We start from the raw sequence: 23,315 nt of genomic DNA, 5'->3' as shown, positions 1-23,315 counted from the left end.
GCCTCCTCTTTTGAACGTGTTCAAAAGCAGGATAGACCGACCCCGTCAGCCGTGGCCCGCCGCCCCGGGATCACGCGCCGGGCGCTCGCGGCGGTCTCAGCGGGTGGCGCCGAAGGCCCGCCGGTAGGCCGACGGCGAGGTGCGCATGGCGCGGCTGAAATGGTGGCGGAAGGTGACCGGGCTCTCGAACCCGACCGCCGCCCCGATCTCCTCCACCGGGGCGCCGGTCGACTCCAGCAGCGGCAGGCTGGCCGCGACCCGCTGCGAGATCACCCAGCGCAGCGGCGATGTGCCGGTCTGCGCCTTGAAGTGCCTGATGAACGTGCGCTCGGACAGGTGCGCCACCCTGGCCAGGTCGCCCACGGTGATCGGCTCAGCCAGGTGCGCCATGGCCCACTCCATCGCCCTGGCCACCGCGTCGTCGTCCTCCACCGCCGTCACGGCCGCCTGGATGAACTGGGCCTGACCACCCTCCCGATGAGGCGGGACGACCAGGCGGCGGGCCACGGCGTTGGCGACGTTCGCGCCGTGGTCGGTCCGGACCAGATGGATCAGCAGGTCGAGCCCCGCCGCGCTGCCCGCGCTCGTCAGGATCCGCCCGCCGTCGACGTAGAGCACGTCCGGGTTGACCCGCACCTCGGGGAAGCGCAGCTGCAGCAGGTCGGCGTACTTCCAGTGGGTCGTCGCCTCCCTGCCGTCGAGCAGGCCGGCGGCGGCCAGCGCGAAGGCGCCCGAGCAGATCGAGACGATCCTGGCCCCTCGGGCGTGGGCCGCCCGCAGCGCACCGACCAGCGCGGGGGAGACCTCGCCCCGCACGTCGGCCACTCCCGGCACGATGACTGTGTCGGCCCCAGCCAGCACATCGAGGCCGTGGTCGGCGCGCATGCTGAAGCCGCCCACCACGCGCATCGGCTCGGCGCTCTCGGCGCAGACCTTGAGGTCGTACCACGGCACCCGCAGCTCGGGCCGGGGCAGTCCGAAGATCTCCACGACGCAGCCGAGCTCGAAGGGCGACATGCCGTCGACGGCCAGCGCGGCCACCGCGTGCGACCGGGCCGGGAGCGGAACCAGCATGGCTGGATCGTACGGCGTGCCTTCCTGGAGTCCGCGAGGGACCCGGCCATCGCCCACCTGCTGCTCGGCCTCGCCGGGGGGATCCGGGCTGGACACCGCCCATCACGGATCGAACACGGATCATGCTCGCTTGCGTCACGCGCCCGGCCATGCCGCGGCCCTTCCCGTCGTAGGCGGTGGAGGTGGTTGGGATGAGACTCCGACCCTTGGTCGTGATCGCGATGTTGCTGACGGTGGCCGCCTGCGGGAGCGGTCCCGAGGGGTCGACGACGGCGACCTACGATCGGGCGGCGCCACGCGAGCCGTCCGGCGCGACCGCGTCTGCGGCCCCCCGGGCAAGCAGAGGCGGCGTCCACGAGAGCCCGGCCGGCAAGGCCGCCATGGCCACGCAGGAGAACGGCGGGGAGACCGACACCGAGGCGGCGCAGGTGTCCACGTTCGCGCTGGACGTCGACACCGCCTCCTACGGCTACGCCCGCCGTACCCTCGCCGAGGGCCGCTGGCCCGAGCCGGGGCGGGTGCGGCCCGAGGAGTTCGTCAACGCCTTCCGCCAGGACTACGCCCAGCCGCCCGACGACGGGTTCACCGTCCACGTCGACGGCGCGAGGCTGCCGGACGACAACACCGCGGTGCTCAGGGTCGGCCTGCAGACCAGGGCGGCCGACGCCGCCGCCAGACGGCCCGCGAACCTGACCTTCGTCGTCGACGTGTCCGGCTCCATGGCCGAGCCCGGCCGGCTCGACCTGGTGAAGCAGGCGCTGCACACGCTGGTCGACCAGCTCGCCCCCGGCGACCAGGTGTCGATCGTCTCCTTCAGCGACCAGGCCACGCTGGTGGCCCCGATGACCCCGCTGGCCGCCCGCGCCGACCTGCGCGCCGCCATCGACAGGCTCGCCGTCGAAGGATCGACCAACGTGGAGGACGGCCTGCTCACCGGCTACCAGGAGGCCGCGCGCGCCTTCCGCGCCGCCGCCACCAACAGGGTCGTGCTGCTGTCGGACGGCCTGGCCAACACCGGCAGCACCACCTGGCAGGCCATCCTCGACCGGGTCAAGGAGCACGCCGGCAAGCGGATCACGCTGCTGTCAGTCGGCGTGGGCAGGGACTACGGCGACGAGCTCATGGAACAGCTCGCCGACAACGGCGACGGCGCCGCCGTCTACGTGAGCACCCCCGAGCAGGCCCGCAAGGTCTTCGTCGAGCAGCTGCCCGCCACCCTGGAACTGCGCGCCCGCGACGCCAAGGCGCAGGTCGTCTTCAACCCGGCGGCGGTCGAGAGCTACCGGCTCGTCGGCTACGAGAACCGTGCGCTCGCGGCCGAGGACTTCCGCGACGACGCCAAGGACGGCGGCGAGGTCGGCCCAGGACACTCCGTCACGGCCCTCTACGCCGTACGGCTGCGCGCGGGCGCGTCCGGTCAGCTGGCCTCGGCCACCGTACGCTGGCAGGAGCCCGACACCCGCAGGCCCGCCGAGGCCACCGGCTCCGTGGCCGCCGCCGACCTGGGCGGCGCCCTGTGGAAGGAGGCGCCCTCCCGGCTGCAGGTCGACGTCGTGGCCGCCGCCTTCGCCCTGTACCTGCGCGACCGGGAGGCGTTCGGCATGGACCTGCCGACGCTGCGCGAGCAGGCGGGCAGGCTGGCGGAGACGACCGAGGACCCCGCCGTGGCCGAACTGGCGGACCTGATCGGCCGGGCCGGCGCAGCCGGTTGACATCGTGGTGGCCTCGCACGAGTCCGCCATGCTGCCCTGGACCTGCCCGAGTCCGGAGAGAGCTGTCCTGCCGTCCCCGTGGTCGGTCCCGGCCCGGCCGACGGCCTGCCGCGTGGAGGGGTGCCGTGACGGGCGCGCGACCGGCGCACGCTCGTCACGGGCGGGCGGTCAGCGCTTGCCGTACCGCTGGTTGAAGCGCTCGACCCGGCCCGCCGAGTCCAGCACGCGGTTGCGTCCCGTGTAGAACGGGTGGCTGGCCGAGGAGACGTCCACGTCGACGACGGGGTAGACGTTGCCGTCCGTCCATTCGACGGTCCTGCCGCTCGTCGCGGTGGAGCGGATCAGGAAGGCGTAGCCGGCGCTGGCGTCCCTGAAGACGACCGGGCGGTAGGCGGGGTGCAGGTTCTTCTTCATCGTTCCTCCCTGAAGGTGACGTGGCGGCGGACGACCGGGTCGTACTTGCGGACCTGGAGCCGGTCGGGGTCGTTCCTGCGGCTCTTGGTGGTCACGTAGGTGTAGCCGGTGCCCGCCGTGGACCTGAGCTTGATCACGGGCCGCTGGTCGTTTCTGGCCATCTCACGTCTCCTCGCCCTCGAAAATGGTAATCGTTGCAACTCGCGACACGCGGCCGGTATTCCCGTCACCGACCACCTCCGGAGTCCTATAGACTGGCTTCGCGCCGAGAGCGCAAAGGGGCTATAGCGCAGTTGGTAGCGCACCTCCATGGCATGGAGGGGGTCAGGAGTTCGAGTCTCCTTAGCTCCACCACCCACGAATGGCCGGTGAAACCCTCACCGGCCATTCGCTATTCCATGGGATGATCGTCGGCGTGTCAGCCGGCCTCCCCCTGCGCCTCGCCCGTGCCGCGGTCTTCGCCGTGGTGTGCGTGCTCATGGGCGTGGTGGCGCACGTGGTGGCCGGAGGCCCCGTCGCGGGCCGCACCGCGGCGGTCGGCCTCGCGGTGTCCATGGCCGCGGGCATGCCGATCGCGGGTCGCGAGCGCGGGCTGCGGGTGATCCTTCCGCTGCTGACCGCTGTGCAGGCCGTGCTGCACGTGATCTTCTCCACGGCGCACGCCCCCGACCCGGTCCAGGTGCTGACCGGTCACGCCCACGGCCTGACCCCGGGCTTCGGCATGCTGCTCATGCACGGCTGGGCCGTCGTCATGGTCGCCGTGTGGCTGGCCAAGGGCGAGGCCGCGCTGTGGGGGATGCTGCGCCGTCTCGGGGCGCGCCTGGTGCGCCTGCTGGCCGTCTGGCCGGCGATTCCCGGCCCGCGGCGCGCGTCGGCCGGCTTCGCCGAGCCTGCCGTGCTGCGCACGGCGATGCTCCATCGCGGGATCAGCGAGCGAGGACCTCCTCCGGCGAGGGCTCGATAACGCCATCCGGGCGGCCGATCAGGCCGGCCCGGCGCTCGCCGTACCCCGAAACCAAGGACGTTCATGTCTCGCTTCGCCATGCTCGCCGCCGCCTGCCTCATGCTGGCGGCCTGCGGAACCACCACCCCCACGGCCCGACCCCAGCCCTCCTCCTCCTCCTCCTCCGCCGCGGCCGAGGCCGGTTATCCGGTGACGATCAGGAACTGCGGCAAGGACTACACCTTCACCGCCGCCCCACGCCGCGTCGTCGTCATGAACGGCGGGTCGATCGGCGAGGTGTCCTCGCTGCTCGCCCTCGGCCTGGGCGACAGGATCGTGGCCAACGCCCAGTCCTACGGCGCCTCCGACGAGCCGGGCTGGGTCGAGGCGGTGGCCGCGCTGCCCAGCGGCGGCTTCAAGCGCACCAGCTTCAACGACATCCCGCGCGAGTCGATGCTCGGCCTGCGGCCCGACTTCGTGCTGGCCACCTCGGGGCGCCAGTTCGAACCGCGGGACGGCTTCGCCACCCGCGAGGAGCTGCGCGCGGCCGGCGCCGCCACCTACACCCCCGAGAGCACCTGCGGCGTCGGCGTCCGGCAGGACCAGTCGATCGAGGACAGCTACACCCTCCTGCGCGACCTGGGCCGCATCTTCCACGTGAGCGACCGGGCCGAGAAGCTGGTCGCCGAGTCCAGGCGCAGGATCGCCGCCGTCTCCGCCAAGGTCGCCGGCCGGCCCAGGCCCAAGGTGATGCTGATCATCCCCGGCATGAGCATGGGGTCGAACGCCTTCAGCTCCATCGGCGCCAAGGGCATCTGGAACGACATCTTCGCCAAGGCCGGCGCCGTCAACGCCTTCGAGCACACGTCCGACGACCTGTTCACCAACCTCAGCAAGGAGCAGATCGCGGCCACGAAGGTCGACGCGGTCGTCATCGTCGACTGGCTCAACCCCGACCCCGACGCCGAGGCCAGGAAGCTGTTCGCCCAGTTCCCCCACTGGGGCAGGAAGTACGTCGTGCTGGCCGACTCGGCCTACGTGGCGCCGAACAACGCCACGGCCGTCGAGAAGATCGCCAAGGTCATCCACCCGGAGGCGTTCTGAGATGCGCCTGCCTCTGCTGCCCAGCGTGGTCGTCCTCACGGTCACGCTGGCCGTCGCCATGGTGGTGGCGGTCGGCATCGGCTCGGTGAACGTGCCGATCGCCGACACCTGGAACATCCTGACCGCCGGCACCGGCGGTGACCCGATCCAGGACCAGATCATCTGGGAGTACCGCCTGCCCAGGGTGCTGCTGGCGGCGCTCGCCGGAGCAGGCCTGTCGGCCGCGGGCGTGGTGTTGCAGGCGCTGGCCGGCAACCCGCTCGCCGACCCGCAGGTGGTCGGCGTCTCGTCGGGCGCCTCGGTCGGCGCCGTCCTGGTGATCACGTTCGGCGCCGGCGCGGCCGGCGGCCTCGGCGTCTCCTCGGCGGCCTTCGTGGGCGCGCTGGGCGCCGCCGTGCTGGTGTTCCTGCTCGGCCAGCAACGCGGCAGGCTCACCCCGACGCGGCTGGTGCTGGCGGGCGTGGCGGTCGGCTACGTCCTGCTTGCCGTCACCAGCTACATCCAGCTCCAGGCGACGCCGAACGAGCTCGGCGCGGTGATGTTCTGGATGCTGGGCAGCGTGGCCGGCGCCCAGTGGGACCAGCTCGGCCCGCTGGCCGCGCTGGTGGCCTGCTGCGGGCTGGTCCTCACCCTGTACGGCAGGCGCCTCAACGCCCTGGTCACGGGCGAGGAGTCGGCCACCGCGCTCGGCCTCGACGTACGGCGCGCCCGCGCGGGCCTGCTGGCCGCCTCCTCGCTGCTGGTGGGGGCGGTCATCGCGGTCGCGGGCGGCATCGGCTTCGTCGGCCTCATGATCCCGCACGTGGTCAGGCTGTGCTTCGGCACCGACCACCGCAGGGTCGTGCCCGTCTCCGCGCTGGTCGGCGCGGCCTACCTGGTGCTGGTCGACCTGCTGTCCAGGACCGTCGACGCGCCGAACGAGCTCCCGCTCGGCATCCTCACGGCGGTCTTCGGCGCGCCGTTCTTCCTGTGGCTGCTGCGCCGCGACCGGCAGGTGGCGGCGTCATGAGGCTGGTCGTCGACGAGGTCGCCGTGACGCTCGACAGCACTCCCGTGTTGCGCGGCGTGTCCGTCGAGGTGGCGCAGGGCACGATCGTGGGCCTGGTCGGGCCCAACGGCAGCGGCAAGTCCACGCTGCTGCGGACCGTCTACCGGTCGCTGCGCCCGCACCGCGGCGCGGTACGGCTGGGCGAGGCCGACGTGTGGGCGATGTCGGCGCGCGAGTCGGCCCTGCGTACCGCCGCCGTGCTCCAGGACAACACCATCCCGGCGGGCATGACGGTCGCGGAGGTGGTGGAGCTGGGCCGGACGCCGCACAAGGGCGACGGGCGCGCGCCGGTCCAGGAGGCGATGCGGCGCACGGGGACGCTCGCGCTGGCGGGCAGGCCGTTCGGCGCGCTGTCGGGCGGGGAGCGCCAGCGGGTGCTGCTGGCCAAGGCGCTGGCGCAGCACCCGGTGCTGCTCGTGCTCGACGAGCCGACCAACCATCTCGACATCAGGGCCAGGTTCGAGCTGCTGGCGCTGGTGCGGGAACTCGGCGTCACCACGCTCGCCGTCCTGCACGACCTGGACCTCGCGGTGCGCAGCTGTGACGCGCTCGTCGTGCTGTGCGACGGGCGCGTGGCCGCGGCGGGGTCTCCGCTCGACGCGCTGACGCCCGGTGTGCTGAGCGAGGTCTTCGGCGTGGTCGGGGAGGTGGCCGCGCATCCCGACGGTGTCGCGCGCATCACCTACGCGGCCAGCCCGCTGGCCGTCGACCTCGCGCGCGCCGAGCGCGCGGAGCGGGTGCGTTCCTAGGGAGGGCGCGGAGCGGCTGCGTTCCCACGGAGGGCGCCGAGAGCGTGCGCTCCTGGCGAGGGCGCGGAGCGGCTGTGTTCCCAGGGAGGGCGCCGAGTGGGTGCGCTCCTGGCGACGGCGCCGAGTGGGTGCGTTCCCAGAGAGGGCGCGGAGCGGGGTCGCCCGCTCCGCGCCCCGGATCAGCGGGTCAGACTCGCCAGGTGGGCGCGCAGCGCGCGCGTCATGGTGCCGGCGTCCACGCGGTCGGGGTGCAGGACCGCCTGCACGGTCAGCCCGTCGATGAGCGCGCACAGCCGGTCGGTCTCCACCTCCAGGTCGGCGTCCTCGCGCAGGCGGCCGAGCGCGCGGGCGCCGTCCAGCACCCTGCGCACCAGGCGGCGCATGCCGTCGAAGGCCTCCTCGGCGTGCGGGCGCAGCTCGGGGCGGGTGCGCGCGGCGGTCGCGAACGCGAGCCAGATCGTGGCCTCGTCGCGCCGCCGCTCGTCGAGGGGGAGCAGCTCGGCCAGCATCGACTCGGCGACGGGCATGCGGTCGGCGGCGGTAGCCAGCCGCTCGACGTGCTCGAGCAGGCGCCGTTCCACCCGCTCGGCCATGGCCTGCATGGCGAAGACCATCAGCTCGGTGTGCCCGGCGAAGTAGTGCCGGACCGAGCCGATGGCCAGGCCCGCCTCCTCGGCCACGTTGCGGAGCGAGGCCTGCTCGAGGCCGTGGCGGCGCACGACGCGGAAGACGGCTTCCACGACCTCTTCGCGGCGGGCCTCGGGATCGACGATTTTCGGCACGTTGCCGTTATAGCACGCCTCTGCTAATTTATTTAGCATGACCATGCTAAATACTTTGCTGATCGTGGGACTGGTCGGCTACGTCGTGGTCCGGCGCCTGATCGGCGAGCCGCTGAACGCGCGCGACGTCTACGTTCCGCCCCTGGTCCTGACCGGCATCGGGATCCACGCGCTGTCCAAGGTCGCGCTGGGGCCGGTCGACGTGCTCTGGCTCGTCGCCGGCGGCCTGGTCGCCCTGGGCTTCGGCGCGCTCCGCGCCGCGACGACCGCGCTGTTCGAGCGCGACGGCGTGCTGTGCCAGCGCTACACCTGGCGCACCCTGGCCGTGTGGGTCGTCTCGGCGGCCGCCGGTCTCGGCGTCGGTGTGCTGGCCGCCCGGTACGGCGTGCCCGCCCAGGCCCGGCCGATCCAGCTGTCGATGGGGGTGGGGCTGGCGGGGGAGGCGTTGGTGACGGCGGTCCGCGCCCCCGTGATCGGCGTGCCGTACCGCGAGTGAGAGCACGCGGGGCGCCGCCACGTCGACGAGGTCGCCTTCGCGATCCACTCCCCGATGAGCGGCCACTTCCCGGTGAGCGAGGTCAGGCCCCGGTGAGCGAGGCCAGACCCCGTCAAGGGGGCCAGGGGAGGGTCGCGTCGCCGGGTCGGCAGGTCGCCGCGTCGACCCCGGGATTGTCGTGGAAGCCGGGGTCTTCTTGCGAAGTATTCGCCACTAGGACTGTCTGAACGTCTGCCGGTAGGCCAACGGGGACACGCCCACGGCGGAGTGCAGGTGCTGGCGCAGCGAGACCGCGGTGCCGAAGCCGGCGCGCCTGGCGACCTCGGCCACCGCCAGATCGGTGGTCTCCAGCAGGTGGCGGGCGTGCTCGACCCGCTGGTGGGCCAGCCACCTGGCCGGGCTCAGGCCGGTCTCCTCGCGGAAGCGCCTGGTGAAGGAGCGCACGCTCATCCGGGCGTGCGCGGCCAGGGTGGCCAGGTCGAGGGGGTCCTCCAGTCGCTCGAGCATCCAGCCCCTGGTCGCGGCGGTGCCGTTGCCGGACGGCTGGGGAAGCGGCCGGTCCACGAACTGCGCCTGGCCGCCCTCCCGCCATGGGGGCATCACGCAGCGGCGGGCCGTCCTGTTGGCCACCTCGCTGCCGTGGTCGCGGCGGATCACGTGCAGGCACAGGTCGAGCCCGGAGGCGACGCCGGCGGAGGTGAGCACGTCGCCGTCGTCGACGAACAGGACGTCAGGGTCGAGTCGCACCTTCGGGAAGAGGGCGCGGAAGCGGTCGGCGTTCATCCAGTGCGTGGTCGCGGGCCGCCCGTCGAGCAGCCCGGCCGCCGCCAGCACGAACGCCCCCGTGCAGATCGACATCACCCGCGGACGGTTCTGGAGGGCCGCGGCGATCGCGGGCGGGATCGTGCCCGAGCGCATCGTGGGCCCGCCGTGGACGCCGGGCACCAGCACGGTGTCGGCGCTGTCGAGGATGTCGAGGTCGTGGTCGGGCAGCACGCTGTAGCCCGCGTTCGTCCTGACCGGCGCCCGGTCGAGCGAGCAGGTCACCACCTCGTACAGATGGCTGCCGTCGCGGTCACGCGCGGCCCAGAAGACCTGGCCGGGGATGCCCAGGTCGAGCGGGGCGAAGTCGTCCAGGACGAGCACGGCGACGCGATGGGCCATGGCCCGATTCTTTCACATATTGGCTTTCCGGCCACTCACGGCTGATTCCAGTGACTGTGGATGATGGGCGGCATGAAAGTGCACCGCGCGTGGCTGGTGGCGGCGGTCGCCTTCGTGGCGATCATCGGCGCCGCAGGGTTCCGCGCCACCCCCGGCGTCCTGATCACCCCGCTCCACGAGGAGTTCGGCTGGTCCAGCGGCGAGATCTCGCTCGCCGTCTCCCTCAACCTCATCCTGTACGGCCTGACCGCGCCCTTCGCCGCCGCCCTCATGGACCGCTTCGGCATGCGCAGGGTCGTCTCCGCCGCGCTCACCCTGGTCGCCCTCGGCAGCGGCCTGACCGTCCTCATGGAAGCCAGCTGGCAGCTCGTGCTCTGCTGGGGCCTGCTGGTCGGCCTCGGCACCGGATCCATGGCGCTGGTGTTCGTGGCCACGGTGACCGACCGCTGGTTCGTCCGGCACCGCGGCGTCGTCACCGGCATCCTGACCGCCGCGGGAGCGACGGGACAGCTCATCTTCCTCCCCGTCCTCGCCTGGCTGGCCGAGGGTCCGGGCTGGCGGGTCGCCTCCCTCACGGTCACCGGCTCGGCGCTGCTGGTCGTGCCCCTGGTGTGGGTGTTCCTGCGCGACCACCCCGCCGACGTGGGCACCACCGCGCTCGGCGCCGCCACCGCCGTCCGGCCCGAACCGCCGAAGGTCAACGCCGCGGTCAGGGCACTGACCGTGCTGCGCTCGGCGGCCGGCACGCGCGCCTTCTGGTTCCTGGCCGGCGGTTTCGCCATCTGCGGCGCCAGCACCAACGGGCTGGTCGGCACCCACTTCATCCCCGCCGCGCACGACCACGGCATGCCCCAGGCCACCGCGGCCGGGCTGCTCGCCCTCGTCGGCGTCTTCGACGTCGTCGGCACCGTCGCCTCCGGCTGGCTGAGCGACAAGGTCGACCCGAAGATGCTGCTCGGCGTCTACTACGGGCTGCGCGGCCTGTCGCTCATGGTGCTGCCCGGCCTGTTCGCCGCCACGACCGAGCCGAGCATGCTGCTGTTCGTGGTCTTCTACGGCCTGGACTGGGTGGCGACCGTACCGCCCACGGTGGCGCTGTGCCGGCGGATCTACGGCGCGGACGGCGCCGTCGTGTTCGGCTGGGTGTTCGCCTCCCACCAGGTGGGGGCCGCCATCGCGGCGGTCGGCGCCGGGCTGACCCGCGACCACCTGGGCGCCTACGACCTGGCCTGGTACGTCGCCGGCGCGCTGTGCCTCGTGGCGGCGGCCATGTCCGTGGCCATCTCGTCGCGAGCCGCGCTGCCCGCCATACGGCATGCTGGAGCCCATGATGGTGCTCCCGCTGGTGGTCAGGATCGAACGGGCCACCCCTCCCGAGCGCACTGACGCGCTCGAAGCGACCGCCATGGCCGTGCTCGATCTGCTCGCCGACCCCGGCGAGTGGTCAGGGGAACTGGAGGCCTGGCAGTCGACCGGCCGGATCCGCAAGGTGGTGCGCAGGGCGCGCGGCGCCGAATGGCGCAGGGCGCTGGCGCTGCCCGGCCGCATGATCGAGCACCGCACGGCGCAGGTGCGTGTCTACCCGCCCGTCCCGCTGGACGACTGGCCGAAGGACCTGGCCAGGCTGCAGGTCGGCGGCACCGAGCTGGCCGACTCCGACGGGCCGGGCCCCGCTGAGCCGCCGGTGCTGTGGGAGAACCCCGCGCTGGAGATGTCGGCGGGTAAGGCGATGGCGCAGGCGGGCCATGCCGCCCAGCTGGCCTGGTGGGCCAGCTCCCCCGAGCAGCGGGCGGCCTGGCGCGCCCAGGGCCTGCGCGTGTCGGTACGGCCGGCCGCCGACTTCGACGCCCTGGCCGGCAGCGGGCTGCCCGTCGTGCGCGACGCGGGGTTCACCGAGATCGCGCCGGGGTCGTGCACGTTCGTGGCCGACGTGCCGTGGCTGCGGGTCAGGTCGTGAACCCGGGCCGGTCCAGGCTGTGGCTCAGATCGTGATGACGTCGGCCAGCACCCCGCCCTCCGGGGTGAGCCGCTCGGGCGCTGGGCTGTCGTAGACGACCATGAACCTGCCGTCGCCGAGCGCGGCCAGCCCCTCCGGGTGGTCGCACCCCACCCCGTACGGCAGGTCGGTCACGAACGCCGGCTGCTGCCCCTCCCCGTCCCACCGCATGACGCTGACCGGCCCGTCCAGGCTCATGGTGGGACCGGCCAGCACCAGCAGGGAGCCGTCGCCGTCTGGACACAGGTCGCGCACGCCGAGCCCGCCCAGGTCCAGGAAGTGCTTGCGATAGCCCTTCAGCCGCAGCCGGTCCGGCCGGTGCTCGCGCACGTCGATCTCCAGCAGGACCGCCCAGCCCCGCAGCACCGGTCCGCGCAGCCCGAGGAAGACCCGCTCGCCGACCACCGCGATGCCCTCGACGTCCAGCCCGTTGTCCTTGCCGGGGACGGCGGTGAACGGGCCCAGATGCGGGTCCTGGGCCAGCACGTCGTCCAGCCCCGTCAGGATGGCGCCCTTGCCCACCGCGTCGGGCCCCTCCAGCGGGAGCCGTACCAGGATGTACCTGTTCGGCTCGCGGACCACGGTGGCCAGGCGCCTGGCCACCTTGGCCGGGTCGGACGGCTTGGCCTTCCTGCGCTTGAGGCTGTGCGAGCCGACCGCCCACAGCCGGCCGTCGGCCACCGCGATGCCCTCGATGTCGGCCTCGTCGTCCCTGCCCGCCGGCAGATCGACGTAGTCGGCCAGGTGGAACGTGCGCTCGTGGTCGTAGCAGGCGCCTGTCCAGGTCAGTCGCTCGATGGTGGCGGTCTCGTCGCCCGCGACCCACAGGCCCGTCCCGTCGACGCGCACCGCGGACAGGTTCGTGTGCGTCTGCGCGGCGCGTGACGCCTGGTCAAATCGAAGTTCCACCATTCGTGCTTTCTACACGCAATCCCGCGATATGTCGTACGCTCCCGATCGTGCTCGATGGGGAGAGTGGGGCCGCGGGGCCTCAGGTGAAATATCAGGCGAGGCGGCCCGCGGGCTCTCCGCTCAGGCGCAGCCGCCTGGGCGACCTGCGGATGCGGGTGGTCTACCAGGTGCTGGCCGTCGTGGCCGCGCTGGCCGTGCTCGTGGCCGGCGGGCTCGCCATCGCGCTGTCAGGAGGCGCGGACGAGGGCGCCGCCCGGCCGGTCGCCGCGCCGCCGGCCGTACCGTCCTCGTCCGCCCCCTCGCCGCCCGCCTCGGCGGCTTCCACTCCCGGCTCCTCGGCGGCTGCTTCGCCCGGATCCACGGACGCGCCGGCGACCGCTGCCCCTGCCGCCTCGCCGGCGGCCACCGTGGCCGGTTCCTCCGGCGTGCCTTCGATTGCGCCTTCGACTGCGCCCTCGGCCGTCGCCCCCGTGCCGTCCGGGGCCGCTACGGCGGTGCCGTCCGGGGCGCCCTCGGTGGTGCCGTCGGCGGTGGCGGCGCCCGTCGCGTCCGCGACGCCGAGCCCCGGCGCCTCCATCGCCCCCGGATACACCGCGCTCGAGGCGCTGGCCGCCGACCGCAGGGTGCCGAAGCTGCCCGGCCGTATCCGGCTGCGCGCGCTCACCGGCAAGCCCGTCGCGACCATGGGCGTGATCAAGGACACCAAGACGGGCGTGTCGGTGCCCCGCCTGCGCGCCCCCTGGAAGAGGTACGGCGCCGCGCCCTTCACCTCCAGGCAGGTGCTGCCCAAGGCGGGCGCCGGCCCGAGGGCGATGCTGGTCAGCTGCCCCGTGCCGATCGAGGCGCAGGAACGGCTGCGCGACACCGCCCTGCTGGCCGCCCGCTGGACGCTGAACCACCACCCCAAGGGGTCGGTGATCCGCTGGCTCGGCGCCCAGCCGATCAAGAAGGGCTGGACGCTCTACTACCAGGTCAAGTACGGCAAGCGCGCCTCGGTCGCGGCGGTCGCCGTGCTCGACACCGGCAAGGCCAGGCCCGCGCTGGTGTTCGTCACGATCCCCGACACCCAGAAGAAGAGATGGGCCGATATCCGTCGCGTCATGTCGGGAGTTCGTGTTCTAGGCTGACGAACGAGAAACGTGCGCCCAGACCGTTGAAACCGTACGGCTCGGTCAGTGGCGCGCGTTTCTTATTGTTGAGCGACCGACGATACGGCGATTTTTTTTGGGGGAGTGACGCCGTGGCTGAGCGTTCGAGCTTGCCGAAGAAGGAGCCGAACAAGGAGCAGCCCAAGCCCTGGCGTGCCGAGGGCCTGCCCAAGGGGGGCTCGGGCGGGCGACCCAAAATCAACTGGTGGCGTTTCGTCGTCACGTTGCTGGTGGTCTACGCGGGCTTTTTCCTGATCTCGTCGTTCTTCGACGAGGGCCAGGTGGAGACGATCTCCTACAGCCAGTTCACCAAGCAGGTGACGGGCGGGAACGTCAAGGAGGTCTACGCGCAGGGCTACTCCGTCACCGGAGACCTCAAGAAGCCCGCGACCGACCCCGACAGCTCCAACAAGACCTACACCAAGTTCGTCACCGAGATCCCGGTGTTCGCCAACGACGAGCAGCTCTTCCAGCAGCTGACCACGTCGGGCGTGGAGATCAAGGCCGAGCCCATCAGCACGGGCAGCCGTGGCTTCCTCATCAACCTGCTGCTGTCGCTGCTGCCGATCGCCGTCCTGGCGGCCCTGTGGATCTGGGTCATGCGCCGCGGCCCCGGCATGATGGGCGGCGGCGGCCTCGGCGGCCTCGGCAGGTCCAAGGCGGCCAAGCCGATCGAGAGCGACAAGATCCGGGTCACGTTCGAGGACGTGGCCGGCATCGACGAGGTGGAGAACGAGCTCGTCGAGGTCGTCGACTACCTGAAGGACCCGGACAAGTACCGCCGTCTCGGCGCCAAGCTGCCCAAGGGCGTCCTGCTCGCGGGCCCGCCCGGAACCGGCAAGACCCTCCTGGCCCGCGCCGTCGCCGGCGAGGCCAACGTGCCGTTCTTCTCCGCCAGCGCGTCGGAGTTCATCGAGATGATCGTCGGCGTCGGCGCCTCCCGGGTGCGCGACCTGTTCGAGGAGGCCCGCAAGGTCGCCCCCTCGATCATCTTCATCGACGAGATCGACGCGATCGGCCGCGCCCGCGGCGGGGCCAGCGGCCTCGGCGGGCACGACGAGCGCGAGCAGACGCTCAACCAGATCCTCACCGAGATGGACGGCTTCTCCGGCGCCGAGGGCGTCATCGTGATCGGCGCGACCAACAGGCCCGAGGTGCTCGACCCCGCGCTGCTGCGTCCCGGACGGTTCGACCGCACGGTCATGGTCTCGCCGCCCGACGCGGCCGGCAGGGTGGCCATCCTGCAGGTCCACACCAGGAGCGTGCCGCTCGACGGCGACGTCAGCCTGCAGCAGCTGGCCAAGACCTCGCCCGGCATGACCGGCGCCGACCTGGCCAACCTCGTCAACGAGGCGGCGCTGCTGGCCGCCAAGCGCGGCAAGGAGAAGGTCTCGGCCGCCGACTTCGCCGACGCGCTGGAGAAGCTGCAGCTCGGGGCCGCCCGCTCGATCGTCATGCCGGAGGAGGAGCGCACCAGGACCGCCTACCACGAGGCGGGACACGCGCTGCTCGGCATGCTCCAGCCGGGCGCCGACCCGGTCAGGAAGATCTCGATCATCCCGCGTGGCAGGGCGCTCGGCGTCACCCTGTCCACACCCGACACCGACCGCTACGCCTACGACGAGAAGTACCTGAGGGGGCGCATCATCGGCGCGCTCGGCGGCATGGCGGCCGAGCAGGTCATCTACGGCGTGATCACCACCGGCGCGGAGAACGACCTCGAGCAGGTCACCATGATCGCGCGTGGCATGGTCGGCAGGTGGGGCATGTCGGAGCGGATCGGCCCGCTGACGATCCTGCCCAACGAGGGCCAGCCGCAGGCCGCCCCGCACACGCTCGCCACCCTGGACGAGGAGGTGCGGCGGATCGTGGACGAGTGCTACGAGGCGGCGGTCCGGGTGCTGACCGAGAACAGGGACCGGCTGGAGGCGATCGTCGTGGCCCTGCTGGAGCAGGAGACGCTGGACGAGGCCGACGCGTACGCCGCGGCGGGGCTGCCGCGCGCCAACCGGCCCGCCATCGAGCCCACGCCGCACCTGTGACGCGCCGAGGGGCAGGCGGGGGCGTCACGCGGCCGACGTCCTCGCCCGCCTCGAGGCGGGGTCTGGCCGGGCTTCCGGCGTGACGCCCGGGTCGACCCGGCGCGTGGATGTGGTGGACGAGACGGCCTCGGTCTGGGTGCTTGGTCCCGCGGAGGTTCGGGTTCGTGCGTTTGCGGACCTGCAGGGGCGTTCGGGCAGACAGGGGACGGAGCCCGGATAAACTGACCGGGTGATCGTGCTTGCGTCAGCCTCCCCCGCCCGCCTCGCCCTGCTCCGCAGCGCCGGGCTCGATCCCAAGGTGATCGTGAGCGGGGTCGACGAGGAGGCGTTCACCGCGGTGCTCCCCGCCGACCTGCCGCTGAAGCTGGCCGTCGCCAAGGCCTCGGCGGTCGCCGACGGCCTCACCGAGGGCCTGGTCATCGGCTGCGACTCCATCCTGGAGCTCGACGGCCGGCCGTACGGGAAGCCGGGCACCGCTGAGGAGGCGCTGACGCGCTGGCGGATGCTGCGCGGCAGGACCGGCCGCCTGCTGACCGGCCACTGCGTGATCGACGTCGCCACGGGACGGCAGGCCGCCGAGGTGGCCTCCACGGTGGTGCGGTTCGGCACGCCGTCCGAGGCCGAGATCGCCGCCTACGTCGCCAGCGGCGAGCCGCTCCACGTGGCCGGCGCCTTCACCCTCGACGGGCTGGGCGGCTGGTTCGTCGAGGGCATCGAGGGCGACCACGGCAACGTGCTGGGCATCTCCCTGCCGCTCGTACGCGAGCTGTTCGCCGAACTCGGCTACGCGGTGACCGACTTCTGGCGCTAGTTTCTCCCCATGCGATCAATGCGTGAGTTCGCCGGTGGCGTCGGGTTCTTCTTCCAGGGGCTCAGATGGGTCGCCAAGAACGGCAAGTGGTGGGGTTTCGGGCTCGTTCCCGCACTGATCGCGTTCGTGATCTACGTCGCCGCGCTGGTCTACCTCGGCAACAACGCCACGGGGATCGCCGACTTCCTGACACCGTTCGCCGACGGATGGGCCGCCGGATGGCGTGACTTCCTCAGGGGCGCGCTGGCGGTGCTGCTGTTCATCGGCGGCCTGGCGCTGGCCGTGCTGACCTTCACCGCGCTCACGCTGGCCATCGGGGAGCCGTTCTACGAGAAGCTCTCGGAGAAGGTCGACCCCCTGCACGGGGCCGACGACGTGCCGTGGTGGCGGTCGATCCCACGCTCGATCCGCGACAGCCTGGTCACCCTGCTGTATGCGCTGATGTTCACGATCCCGCTGTTCTTCCTCGGGTTCGTGCCGGTGGTCGGGCAGACGGTGGTGCCCGTGCTGGGCGCCCTGGTGTCCGGATTCTTCCTGACGGTCGAGCTGACCTCGCTGGCCATGGAACGGCGCGGCATGAACCGGCGTGCCCGCTTCGGCGTGCTGCGCGCGAACAAGGCGCCCGCGCTGGGGTTCGGCGTGGTGGTCTTCCTGATCTTCCTGGTGCCGTTCGTGGCGGTCCTGGCCATGCCGGCGGCGGTGGCGGGCGCCGCGCTGATGGTCCGCAGCCGTCTCGTGCCGCTTCCCGCCGAGCCTGCCCGGCCTGCCGCCCCTCCCGCGCCGCACGCGCCATAAGCCCCTGTCGCCGCTGCTTCCGGAAACGCGGACGAAACGCGGCCACCGTACGATCGCTCCTCATCAGTGCCTCGGTATCGGCCTTGGGGGAGTCTGGATGCGCGCACCGCTGGTCATCGCCGTCGCTCAGCCGGAATGCGTGCCGTACGACGTGACGGCGAACGCGGTGACGCACGCGGCGGCGATCCGCGCCGCCGGCGCCCGCGTGGTGGTCTTTCCCGAGCTCTCCCTGACCGGCTACCACCTCGACGCCGCCGCCATCGGGACCGACGACCCGCGTCTGGCGCCTGTGGTCGAGGCCTGTGCCGAGACCGGTTCCATCGCCCTCGCCGGCGCGCCCGTCCAGGGCGAGGCGGGCCGACCGCACATCTCGACGCTGGCCGTGGACGGCACCGGGGTCGTGGTGGCGTACCGCAAGCTGTGGCTGTCCACCACCGAGGCCGGACGGTTCGCCCCCGGCGACAAGCCCGCCGTGCTCGAGGTCGACGGCTGGCGGCTCGGCCTGGCGATCTGCAAGGACACGGGCGTTGCCCAGCACGCGGCGGACACCGCCGCGCTGGGGATGGACGCCTACGTCGGGGGCGTCCTGGAGCACCGCGAGGACACGGCGGTCCAGGACGAGCGCGCCCGGCGCATCGCCACCGAGCACGGGGTGTGGGTCGCGGTGGCGAGCTTCGCCGGGTCGTCGGGTGAAGGGTTCGCGGCGGCCGCGGGCCGGTCGGGCATCTGGTCCGCCGGCGGCACCGTGATCGCCCAGGCAGGCCCTGAGCCGGGCGCCCTCGTCCGCGCCACGCTGACCTGACCTGCCGCCCGCCCGTCACCTTCGGGGGCCTCGACCGGGCGCCGCTCTTCATCCACGCGTGCCCCTGGCCGCTCCATCCACAGACCGCCGGCCCGTCCGCCCGTCATCCACAGCTTTCGGGCACGCCCGCCCCTGATCCACAGACCACCGGCACGTCCGCCCGTCATCCACGGCTTTCGGGCACGCCCGCGCCTCATCCACAGATCACCGGCACGTCCGCCCGTCATCCACAGAATCGCGCTCGCCCGAAAAGTCCCCGCCCCTGGCCCGGCACCCTCGTGCCCCATGAGCACCGACGTCACCGCACCCGCACTCACCCTGACCACCCCCGCCGACATCCTTGCCGCCGTGCCGTACATCGTCGGCTTCCATCCCGCCGACAGCCTGGTCGTCATCGGAATGTCGGGCAGAGTCGGCCAGGGCGAGATGCGCGTCTGCGCGCGCTGGAACCTGCCGCTCCCGCCGGGCTCGCTCCGCCCCCTCACCGGACTGTTCGCCCGAGAGTCGATCACCCATCTCGTCGCCGTCGGCTACGGCACGGGCGCCCACGTCACCCCGGCCGTCGATCAGCTCCGTTCCGTCGCCCAGTGGTGCGGCGTCACCCCGTGCGAGGTCCTGCGCGCCCACGAGGGGCGCTACTGGTCCTACGTGTGCGACCTGACCGACTGCTGTCCCCTGGACGGCACGCCGTACGACGTCTCCACCAGTCCGATAGCCGCCGAAGCGACCGTGCACGGCATGGTCGCCCTTCCTGACCGAGCCACCTTGGAGGCGACGATCGCGCCACACGCCGGCCCGGTGCGGCTGTCGATGCGCCGCGCCACGGCCGGGTCGGTCGCCGCCTTCCGCGCCGCCATGGCCACCGCCCCCGACGCCGACCGCTTCGCCCACCGGTTCGTCGCCGACGGCCTGGCCCGGGTGCGCGCCGCCATCGAGACCACCGCGAGGGGAGGGAGAGTCGACGACGACGAAGCCGCCCGCCTGGGCCTCGACCTGTCCCTGATCAGGGTGCGAGACGAGGCGTGGACCCTGATCGACGACGCCTCACGACCCGTTCACCTCGCGCTGTGGAGGGATCTCACCCGGCGCCTCGAGCCGCGCTTCGTCCCACCGGCGGCATCCCTGCTGGCGATGTCCGCCTGGCACGGCGACGACTGCGTCCTGGCGACCATCGCCCTCGAACGCGCTCTGGCCGTCGACCCCTGCTACTCGATGGCCAACCTCCTCATGCACGCGCTCCAGCATCTGCTCTCGCCGACCACGCTGCGCGACCGCATGCCCAGTCCCGCCGAGCTCGACGCCGCCATGGGCGCCCCTCACGCGAGCTGGCTGCTTCCCCTGACCGCGATCCTCGACGAGAAGGACGACAGGCTCCGTTGAGGCGCGCACATTCCGTGCCGCCCGGGCCGGTTCCGGCGACGTCACCCGCCCACCGGGCGCGCGCTCACCGTGATCGTCGGCCTTCAGGGGTGGAACGGCCGGCCGCCGAACGCGTGGCCCGCCCGACGACCGACGAGGTCGCCCTCCGGCGGATCGAGGACGCCGACGTCATCGTCCCCGATCCCCGTCCGTCACCGTCCCTCTGGTTCGTGCTGCGCCTCGCCGTCGTCTCCGCACGTCGAGCCGGGAGACATCGCCGGTCGTCACCTTCCGCCTGGATCGGGCAGTGGCTGGTCGCTGTCACCTCACGTCGAGCTCGGGAACATCGCCAGCCGCGCCGCGCGCCTGGCGGCCTGCTCCTCCGGATCGGGTACGAGCGCCGACAGCAGCAGCCGCCGCGTGTACGGGTCGCGGGGGTCCGTCGTCACCTGCTCGGCATCCCCGATCTCCACGATCCGGCCCTGCGACATCACCGCCACACGGTCGCTGATGTGCCGCACCACGGCCAGGTCATGGGAGATGAACAGGTACGCGACGCCGGTGTCCCGCTGGATCTCGACGAGCAGATCGAGCACCTGCGCCTGGGTGGAGACGTCGAGCGCGCTGACCGGCTCGTCGCAGATGATCAGCCTCGGGCCCAGCGCCAGCGCGCGGGCGATGGCCACCCGCTGGCGCTGGCCGCCGGACAGTTCGCGGGCGCGCCGCTCGCCGGTGCCCGCCGGCAGTCCGACCCTGTCGAGCAGGCTTCTGATGCGCTTGTCCGCGTCGGCGGCGGTGTGTTCCGCGGTCACGAGCAACGGTTCGACCAGGATGTCGTGGATGCGCATGGCCGGGTTCAGCGAGCTGTACGGGTCCTGGAACACCGCCTGCACGTCCCTCGCCCTGGCCCGGCGCGGGGCGAGCGGACGCCCGTCGAACCGGATGCTTCCGGAGGTGACGGGCGCCAAGCCCAGCACGGCCCTGCCGAGCGTGGTCTTCCCCGATCCCGACTCGCCGACCAGGCCGAGCGTCTCTCCCGCGGTGAGGGCGAGGCTCACCTCGCGCAACACCCGCAGGGGCGGGGTGCGCCGGCTCCACTGCGGGAAGTCCACGCACAATCGGTCCACCTCGAGCAACGGGGCAGTCGCGTTCCGCGGCCCTTCGATCACCCGCGGCCGGGCGAACCCGCCGGACGGGACGACGTCCCCGCTCTCAGCCCGGAATGCGTCCTCTGGTTCGGCGGCCACCTGCGGCCGGCCGGCTTGCCGGAGCCCGTTCACGGCGCCGGCGAGCGTCGCGTCCCCGCGACCGGCGTCCGCGCCGTCGCCGGCGCCGGAACGCCCGAGCTCCAGCGCCCGGCCCGGCCCGCTGACCAGCCCCAAGCGTGGCCGCCGGGGAGCCGCGTTGTGCGGGTTGGCGGCCAGCAGCGCCGCCGTGTACGGCTCGGCGGGCGCCGCGAACAGCCGGCCGACCGGAGCCGTCTCCACCAGCCGCCCGTTCCGCATGACCGCCACCCGGTCGCACATGTCCGCCACCACGCCGAGATCATGGGTGACGATCAGCACCGCCATCCCGCGCTCCCGCTGCAAGGACCTCAGCAGGTCGAGCACCTCCGCCTGCACGGTGACGTCCAGCGCGGTCGTCGGCTCGTCGGCGATCAGCAGGTCGGGATCGCACGACACGGCGGCCGCGATCAGCACCCGCTGCGCCGTACCACCGGAGATCTCGTGCGGGAAGGACCGGTAGATCCGCGCCGGGTCCGCGATGCCCACCCTGGCCAGCAGGGAGAGCGCGCGCTGCCTCGCCTCACGCCTCGACAGCCCCAGGTGGACGACGATCGGCTCGATGAGCTGGCTGCCGACCCGGAAGCTCGGGTCCAGGTTCGACATGGGCTCCTGCGACACGTACCCGATGCGCCTGCCCCTGAGCCGGTTGAGCGCCCGCTCCGGCATCCCGGTCAGCTCGGCGCCGTCGAACACGACTCCGCCGGCGGTGATCCGTCCCGTGCCCGGCAGCAGTCCGAGAGCGGCCAGCACGGTCTGCGTCTTTCCCGACCCCGACTCGCCGACCAGCCCGAGCACCTCGCCCGGCCGTACCGCCAGCGAGACCCGGTCGACGACCGTGACCGGCCCGTGAGCGACGGTCAGGTCGGTGACCGTCAGCAGGGCGTCCACGGAAGGAGCGGGCGGCGCCGAGGTCCGGGGCGCGGCGGCGCGCGGCTGGGGCGGTTCCAAGTCGTCCCGTACGGCGTTGCCGAGCAGGTTGACCGCCAGGACGGTGAGCGCGATGGCCGCCCCCGGCCAGATCGACAACCACGGCGCGGTGAACACGTTGGTCGCGGCGTCGTTCAGCATGGCGCCCCAGCTCGCCGCGCCCGGCTCGCCGAGGCCGAGGAAGTCGATGCCCGCCTGGATCAGGATCGCCGCGCCGAACAGCAGCGGCGCCTGCACGACGACGGCCGACCTGACCACCGACAGCACGTGCCGGCGCACGATACGCAGATGCGACAGGCCGGACACCTTGGCCGCGTCGATGTAGAGCTCGCCCCGCACCCGCTGGGTGACGGCACGCACCAGCCGATAGATGGAAGGGGACGCCAGGAACCCGACGAAGGCCATCATCCTCACCAGCCCGGGCCCGACCACGGCGACGAACGCCAGCACCACGATGATGGCCGGCAGCGCCATCATCAGGCTGAAGACCCAACTGGCCACGGCGTCCACCCAGCGCGCGAAGTACCCGGCGAACATGCCCGCCGTCACACCGACCACGAGCGCGACGGCGGTGGCCAGCAGCGCCCCGATCAGCGTGTCGCGGGCGCCGAACAGCAGTCGGCTCAGCACGTCCCTGCCGGAGCCGTCGCCGCCCATCGGATGCGCGCCGCTCGGCGGGGCGAGCACGGCGGGCAGGTCCACGAAATCGGCGGTGTAGGGGGCGAGCAGGTCGGCCGCCGCCGCGGCCACGCAGACCAGCAGCAGGAAGGCGGCCGACAGCAGCGCGCCGGGCCGGCGCAGCAGGCGCCTCATCGAGTCCTCACCCTCGGGTCGAGCCAGCCGACCAGCAGGTCGACGACCAGGTTGACGGCGAGCACGACGACGACACCGACCACGACGACACCGAGCACGACGGGAATGTCCGACCTACTGGAGCTGGCGGAAGCGAGGCTGCCGAGACCTTGGATCGCGAAGACCTGCTCGACCACGATCGCACCGCCGAACAGCCCGATGAACTGCAGGCTGACGACCGTCAGCGCGGTCGGCGCCGCGTTGCGCAGCACGTGCCGCAGCAGCAACCGCCTGCGCGGCAGCCCGCGGCTGCGCAGTGTGCGCACGTAGTCCTGCGCGAGGACGGTCGCCACCGCGCTGCGGGTCTGCGCCGCGATCGCCGCCACCGACCCGATCGCGATGGCGGTGACCGGCAGGACCAGCGACCTGATCCACTGCAAGGGGCCTTGGCTGATCGGCACGTAACCGGTGGCCGGCAGCCATGGCAGGTTCACCGCGAACACGATGACGAGCAGCAGCGCGATCCACATGCCCGGTACGGCGAAGCCGAGGCTCGCCAGCACCTGGACCGTCCTGTCCACCCAGCCGCCGCGGATGGCGGCGAGCATGCCGTACGTGATGCCGAGGATCGCCGAGACCAGCGTGGCCAGCACGGCCAGCGACGCGGTGATCGGCAGTCTCGCCACGATCGTGTCGGTCACGGGCACGCCGGTGAACCACGACACCCCGAGATCACCGCGGGCGGCGGCGCCGAGCCAGGCCAGGTAGCGCTCGCCCACCGGCCGGTGCAGCCCCAGCTCGTGGCGCTTGGCCAGCAACTGCTCGGCGGTGGCCGTCACGCCGACCAGTTGTCGCGTGGGGTCGGGCACCAGGCTGGTGAGGACGAAGGTCAGCGCGGTGATCACGACGAGCAGGACACCCGCCGCGACCAGCCGGCGCACCAGCAGCGCGCGCATCGG

General features: G+C 72.6%; 22 protein-coding genes and 1 tRNA gene. 15 read left to right on the top strand and 8 right to left on the bottom strand.

The genetic code is table 11. The features are described from left to right. Window positions 1–96 precede the first annotated feature (96 nt). The gene (locus ACWDLG_RS43710) at window positions 97–1,074 is read right to left on the bottom strand and encodes a helix-turn-helix domain-containing protein (protein ID WP_449931351.1); all 978 of its coding nucleotides are present in this window, start codon (window positions 1,072–1,074) and stop codon (window positions 97–99) included. A gap of 191 nt (window positions 1,075–1,265) precedes the next feature. On the opposite strand from ACWDLG_RS43710, the gene ACWDLG_RS43705 reads away from it, so the two are divergent. Then, window positions 1,266–2,786, top strand: a complete 1,521-nt coding sequence (locus ACWDLG_RS43705) for a YfbK domain-containing protein (RefSeq protein ID WP_449931349.1) — start codon at window positions 1,266–1,268, stop codon at window positions 2,784–2,786. Between the two features lie 168 nt (window positions 2,787–2,954). On the opposite strand, the gene ACWDLG_RS43700 is transcribed toward ACWDLG_RS43705, so the two are convergent. Continuing rightward, the gene (locus ACWDLG_RS43700) at window positions 2,955–3,200 is read right to left on the bottom strand and encodes a type B 50S ribosomal protein L31 (RefSeq protein ID WP_449931347.1); all 246 of its coding nucleotides are present in this window, start codon (window positions 3,198–3,200) and stop codon (window positions 2,955–2,957) included. Continuing rightward, window positions 3,197–3,361 carry a 50S ribosomal protein L33 gene (gene rpmG, locus ACWDLG_RS43695; RefSeq protein ID WP_449931345.1) on the bottom strand — a complete coding sequence of 55 codons (165 nt, stop codon included), beginning with the start codon at window positions 3,359–3,361 and terminating at the stop codon, window positions 3,197–3,199. Before rpmG ends, ACWDLG_RS43700 begins: the two co-directional genes overlap by 4 nt. Before the next feature lie 117 nt (window positions 3,362–3,478). Between rpmG and ACWDLG_RS43690 the strand changes: the two genes are divergently transcribed. From ACWDLG_RS43690 to ACWDLG_RS43670, 5 genes are all read left to right on the top strand, one after another. After that, window positions 3,479–3,554, top strand: a tRNA-Ala gene (locus ACWDLG_RS43690). Window positions 3,555–3,615: 61 nt separating this feature from the next. Beyond that, entirely contained in the window at window positions 3,616–4,164 is a 549-nt protein-coding gene (locus ACWDLG_RS43685; RefSeq protein WP_449931343.1) for an MFS transporter, read from the top strand. Window positions 4,165–4,227: 63 nt separating this feature from the next. Then, window positions 4,228–5,247: an ABC transporter substrate-binding protein gene (locus ACWDLG_RS43680; RefSeq protein WP_449931341.1), complete on the top strand. Its 1,020-nt coding sequence runs from the start codon at window positions 4,228–4,230 to the stop codon at window positions 5,245–5,247. Between the two features lies 1 nt (window position 5,248). Beyond that, window positions 5,249–6,256 (top strand): FecCD family ABC transporter permease, encoded by a 1,008-nt coding sequence (locus ACWDLG_RS43675; protein ID WP_449931339.1) that lies wholly within the window; start codon window positions 5,249–5,251, stop codon window positions 6,254–6,256. Next, on the top strand, window positions 6,253–7,044 hold the full coding sequence (locus ACWDLG_RS43670) for an ABC transporter ATP-binding protein (protein ID WP_449931337.1): 792 nt from the start codon (window positions 6,253–6,255) through the stop codon (window positions 7,042–7,044). The genes ACWDLG_RS43675 and ACWDLG_RS43670 overlap by 4 nt, the downstream gene beginning before the upstream one ends. A gap of 179 nt (window positions 7,045–7,223) precedes the next feature. Here the strand turns inward: ACWDLG_RS43670 and ACWDLG_RS43665 are convergent, their stop codons facing one another. Then, on the bottom strand, window positions 7,224–7,826 hold the full coding sequence (locus ACWDLG_RS43665) for a TetR/AcrR family transcriptional regulator (RefSeq protein ID WP_449931335.1): 603 nt from the start codon (window positions 7,824–7,826) through the stop codon (window positions 7,224–7,226). 37 nt (window positions 7,827–7,863) lie between these two features. Here ACWDLG_RS43665 and ACWDLG_RS43660 point away from each other — a divergent pair, with 37 nt between their 5' ends. Then, window positions 7,864–8,322, top strand: coding sequence for a hypothetical protein (locus ACWDLG_RS43660; protein WP_449931333.1), 459 nt, complete (start codon window positions 7,864–7,866; stop codon window positions 8,320–8,322). A 213-nt stretch (window positions 8,323–8,535) separates the two neighbouring features. Here the strand turns inward: ACWDLG_RS43660 and ACWDLG_RS43655 are convergent, their stop codons facing one another. Beyond that, the gene (locus ACWDLG_RS43655) at window positions 8,536–9,486 is read right to left on the bottom strand and encodes a GlxA family transcriptional regulator (RefSeq protein WP_449931331.1); all 951 of its coding nucleotides are present in this window, start codon (window positions 9,484–9,486) and stop codon (window positions 8,536–8,538) included. Window positions 9,487–9,549: 63 nt separating this feature from the next. Between ACWDLG_RS43655 and ACWDLG_RS43650 the strand changes: the two genes are divergently transcribed. Together ACWDLG_RS43650 and ACWDLG_RS43645 are read left to right on the top strand one after the other, a co-directional pair. Then, a complete protein-coding gene (locus ACWDLG_RS43650; RefSeq protein WP_449931373.1) occupies window positions 9,550–10,872 on the top strand; it encodes an MFS transporter in 1,323 nt (440 codons plus the stop codon). After that, window positions 10,814–11,443 carry an aminoacyl-tRNA hydrolase gene (locus ACWDLG_RS43645; RefSeq protein WP_354916568.1) on the top strand — a complete coding sequence of 210 codons (630 nt, stop codon included), beginning with the start codon at window positions 10,814–10,816 and terminating at the stop codon, window positions 11,441–11,443. The genes ACWDLG_RS43650 and ACWDLG_RS43645 overlap by 59 nt, the downstream gene beginning before the upstream one ends. A 24-nt stretch (window positions 11,444–11,467) precedes the next feature. Here the strand turns inward: ACWDLG_RS43645 and ACWDLG_RS43640 are convergent, their stop codons facing one another. Beyond that, window positions 11,468–12,394, bottom strand: coding sequence for a DUF3616 domain-containing protein (locus tag ACWDLG_RS43640; protein ID WP_449931329.1), 927 nt, complete (start codon window positions 12,392–12,394; stop codon window positions 11,468–11,470). A 47-nt stretch (window positions 12,395–12,441) separates the two neighbouring features. Here ACWDLG_RS43640 and ACWDLG_RS43635 point away from each other — a divergent pair, with 47 nt between their 5' ends. The 6 genes from ACWDLG_RS43635 (at window position 12,442) to ACWDLG_RS43610 (ending at window position 19,372) form a co-directional block, all read left to right on the top strand. Continuing rightward, window positions 12,442–13,521, top strand: a complete 1,080-nt coding sequence (locus ACWDLG_RS43635; RefSeq protein WP_449931327.1) for a hypothetical protein — start codon at window positions 12,442–12,444, stop codon at window positions 13,519–13,521. Window positions 13,522–13,634: 113 nt separating this feature from the next. Continuing rightward, window positions 13,635–15,584 (top strand): ATP-dependent zinc metalloprotease FtsH, encoded by a 1,950-nt coding sequence (gene ftsH / locus ACWDLG_RS43630; protein ID WP_449931325.1) that lies wholly within the window; start codon window positions 13,635–13,637, stop codon window positions 15,582–15,584. Between the two features lie 229 nt (window positions 15,585–15,813). Further along, window positions 15,814–16,395 (top strand): Maf family protein, encoded by a 582-nt coding sequence (locus ACWDLG_RS43625; RefSeq protein ID WP_449931323.1) that lies wholly within the window; start codon window positions 15,814–15,816, stop codon window positions 16,393–16,395. A 9-nt stretch (window positions 16,396–16,404) separates the two neighbouring features. Beyond that, window positions 16,405–17,190 carry an EI24 domain-containing protein gene (locus tag ACWDLG_RS43620; RefSeq protein WP_449931321.1) on the top strand — a complete coding sequence of 262 codons (786 nt, stop codon included), beginning with the start codon at window positions 16,405–16,407 and terminating at the stop codon, window positions 17,188–17,190. Between the two features lie 97 nt (window positions 17,191–17,287). Continuing rightward, complete coding sequence (locus ACWDLG_RS43615) at window positions 17,288–17,992, top strand: carbon-nitrogen hydrolase family protein (protein ID WP_449931319.1); 705 nt, start codon at window positions 17,288–17,290, stop codon at window positions 17,990–17,992. Between the two features lie 285 nt (window positions 17,993–18,277). Further along, window positions 18,278–19,372, top strand: a complete 1,095-nt coding sequence (locus tag ACWDLG_RS43610; RefSeq protein WP_449931317.1) for a DUF4192 domain-containing protein — start codon at window positions 18,278–18,280, stop codon at window positions 19,370–19,372. 305 nt (window positions 19,373–19,677) lie between these two features. Here ACWDLG_RS43610 and ACWDLG_RS43605 read toward each other — a convergent pair whose 3' ends face one another. Both ACWDLG_RS43605 and ACWDLG_RS43600 read right to left on the bottom strand, forming a co-directional pair. Continuing rightward, on the bottom strand, window positions 19,678–22,377 hold the full coding sequence (locus ACWDLG_RS43605; protein ID WP_449931315.1) for a dipeptide ABC transporter ATP-binding protein: 2,700 nt from the start codon (window positions 22,375–22,377) through the stop codon (window positions 19,678–19,680). Beyond that, complete coding sequence (locus tag ACWDLG_RS43600) at window positions 22,374–23,312, bottom strand: ABC transporter permease (protein ID WP_449931313.1); 939 nt, start codon at window positions 23,310–23,312, stop codon at window positions 22,374–22,376. Before ACWDLG_RS43600 ends, ACWDLG_RS43605 begins: the two co-directional genes overlap by 4 nt. Between the last annotated feature and the right edge of the window lie 3 nt (window positions 23,313–23,315).

The sequence above is a fragment of the Nonomuraea sp. NPDC003727 genome (genome assembly GCF_053586935.1).
Note: the sequence above shows the minus strand (reverse complement) of the source record. Positions and strands in the feature narration are given on the sequence as shown.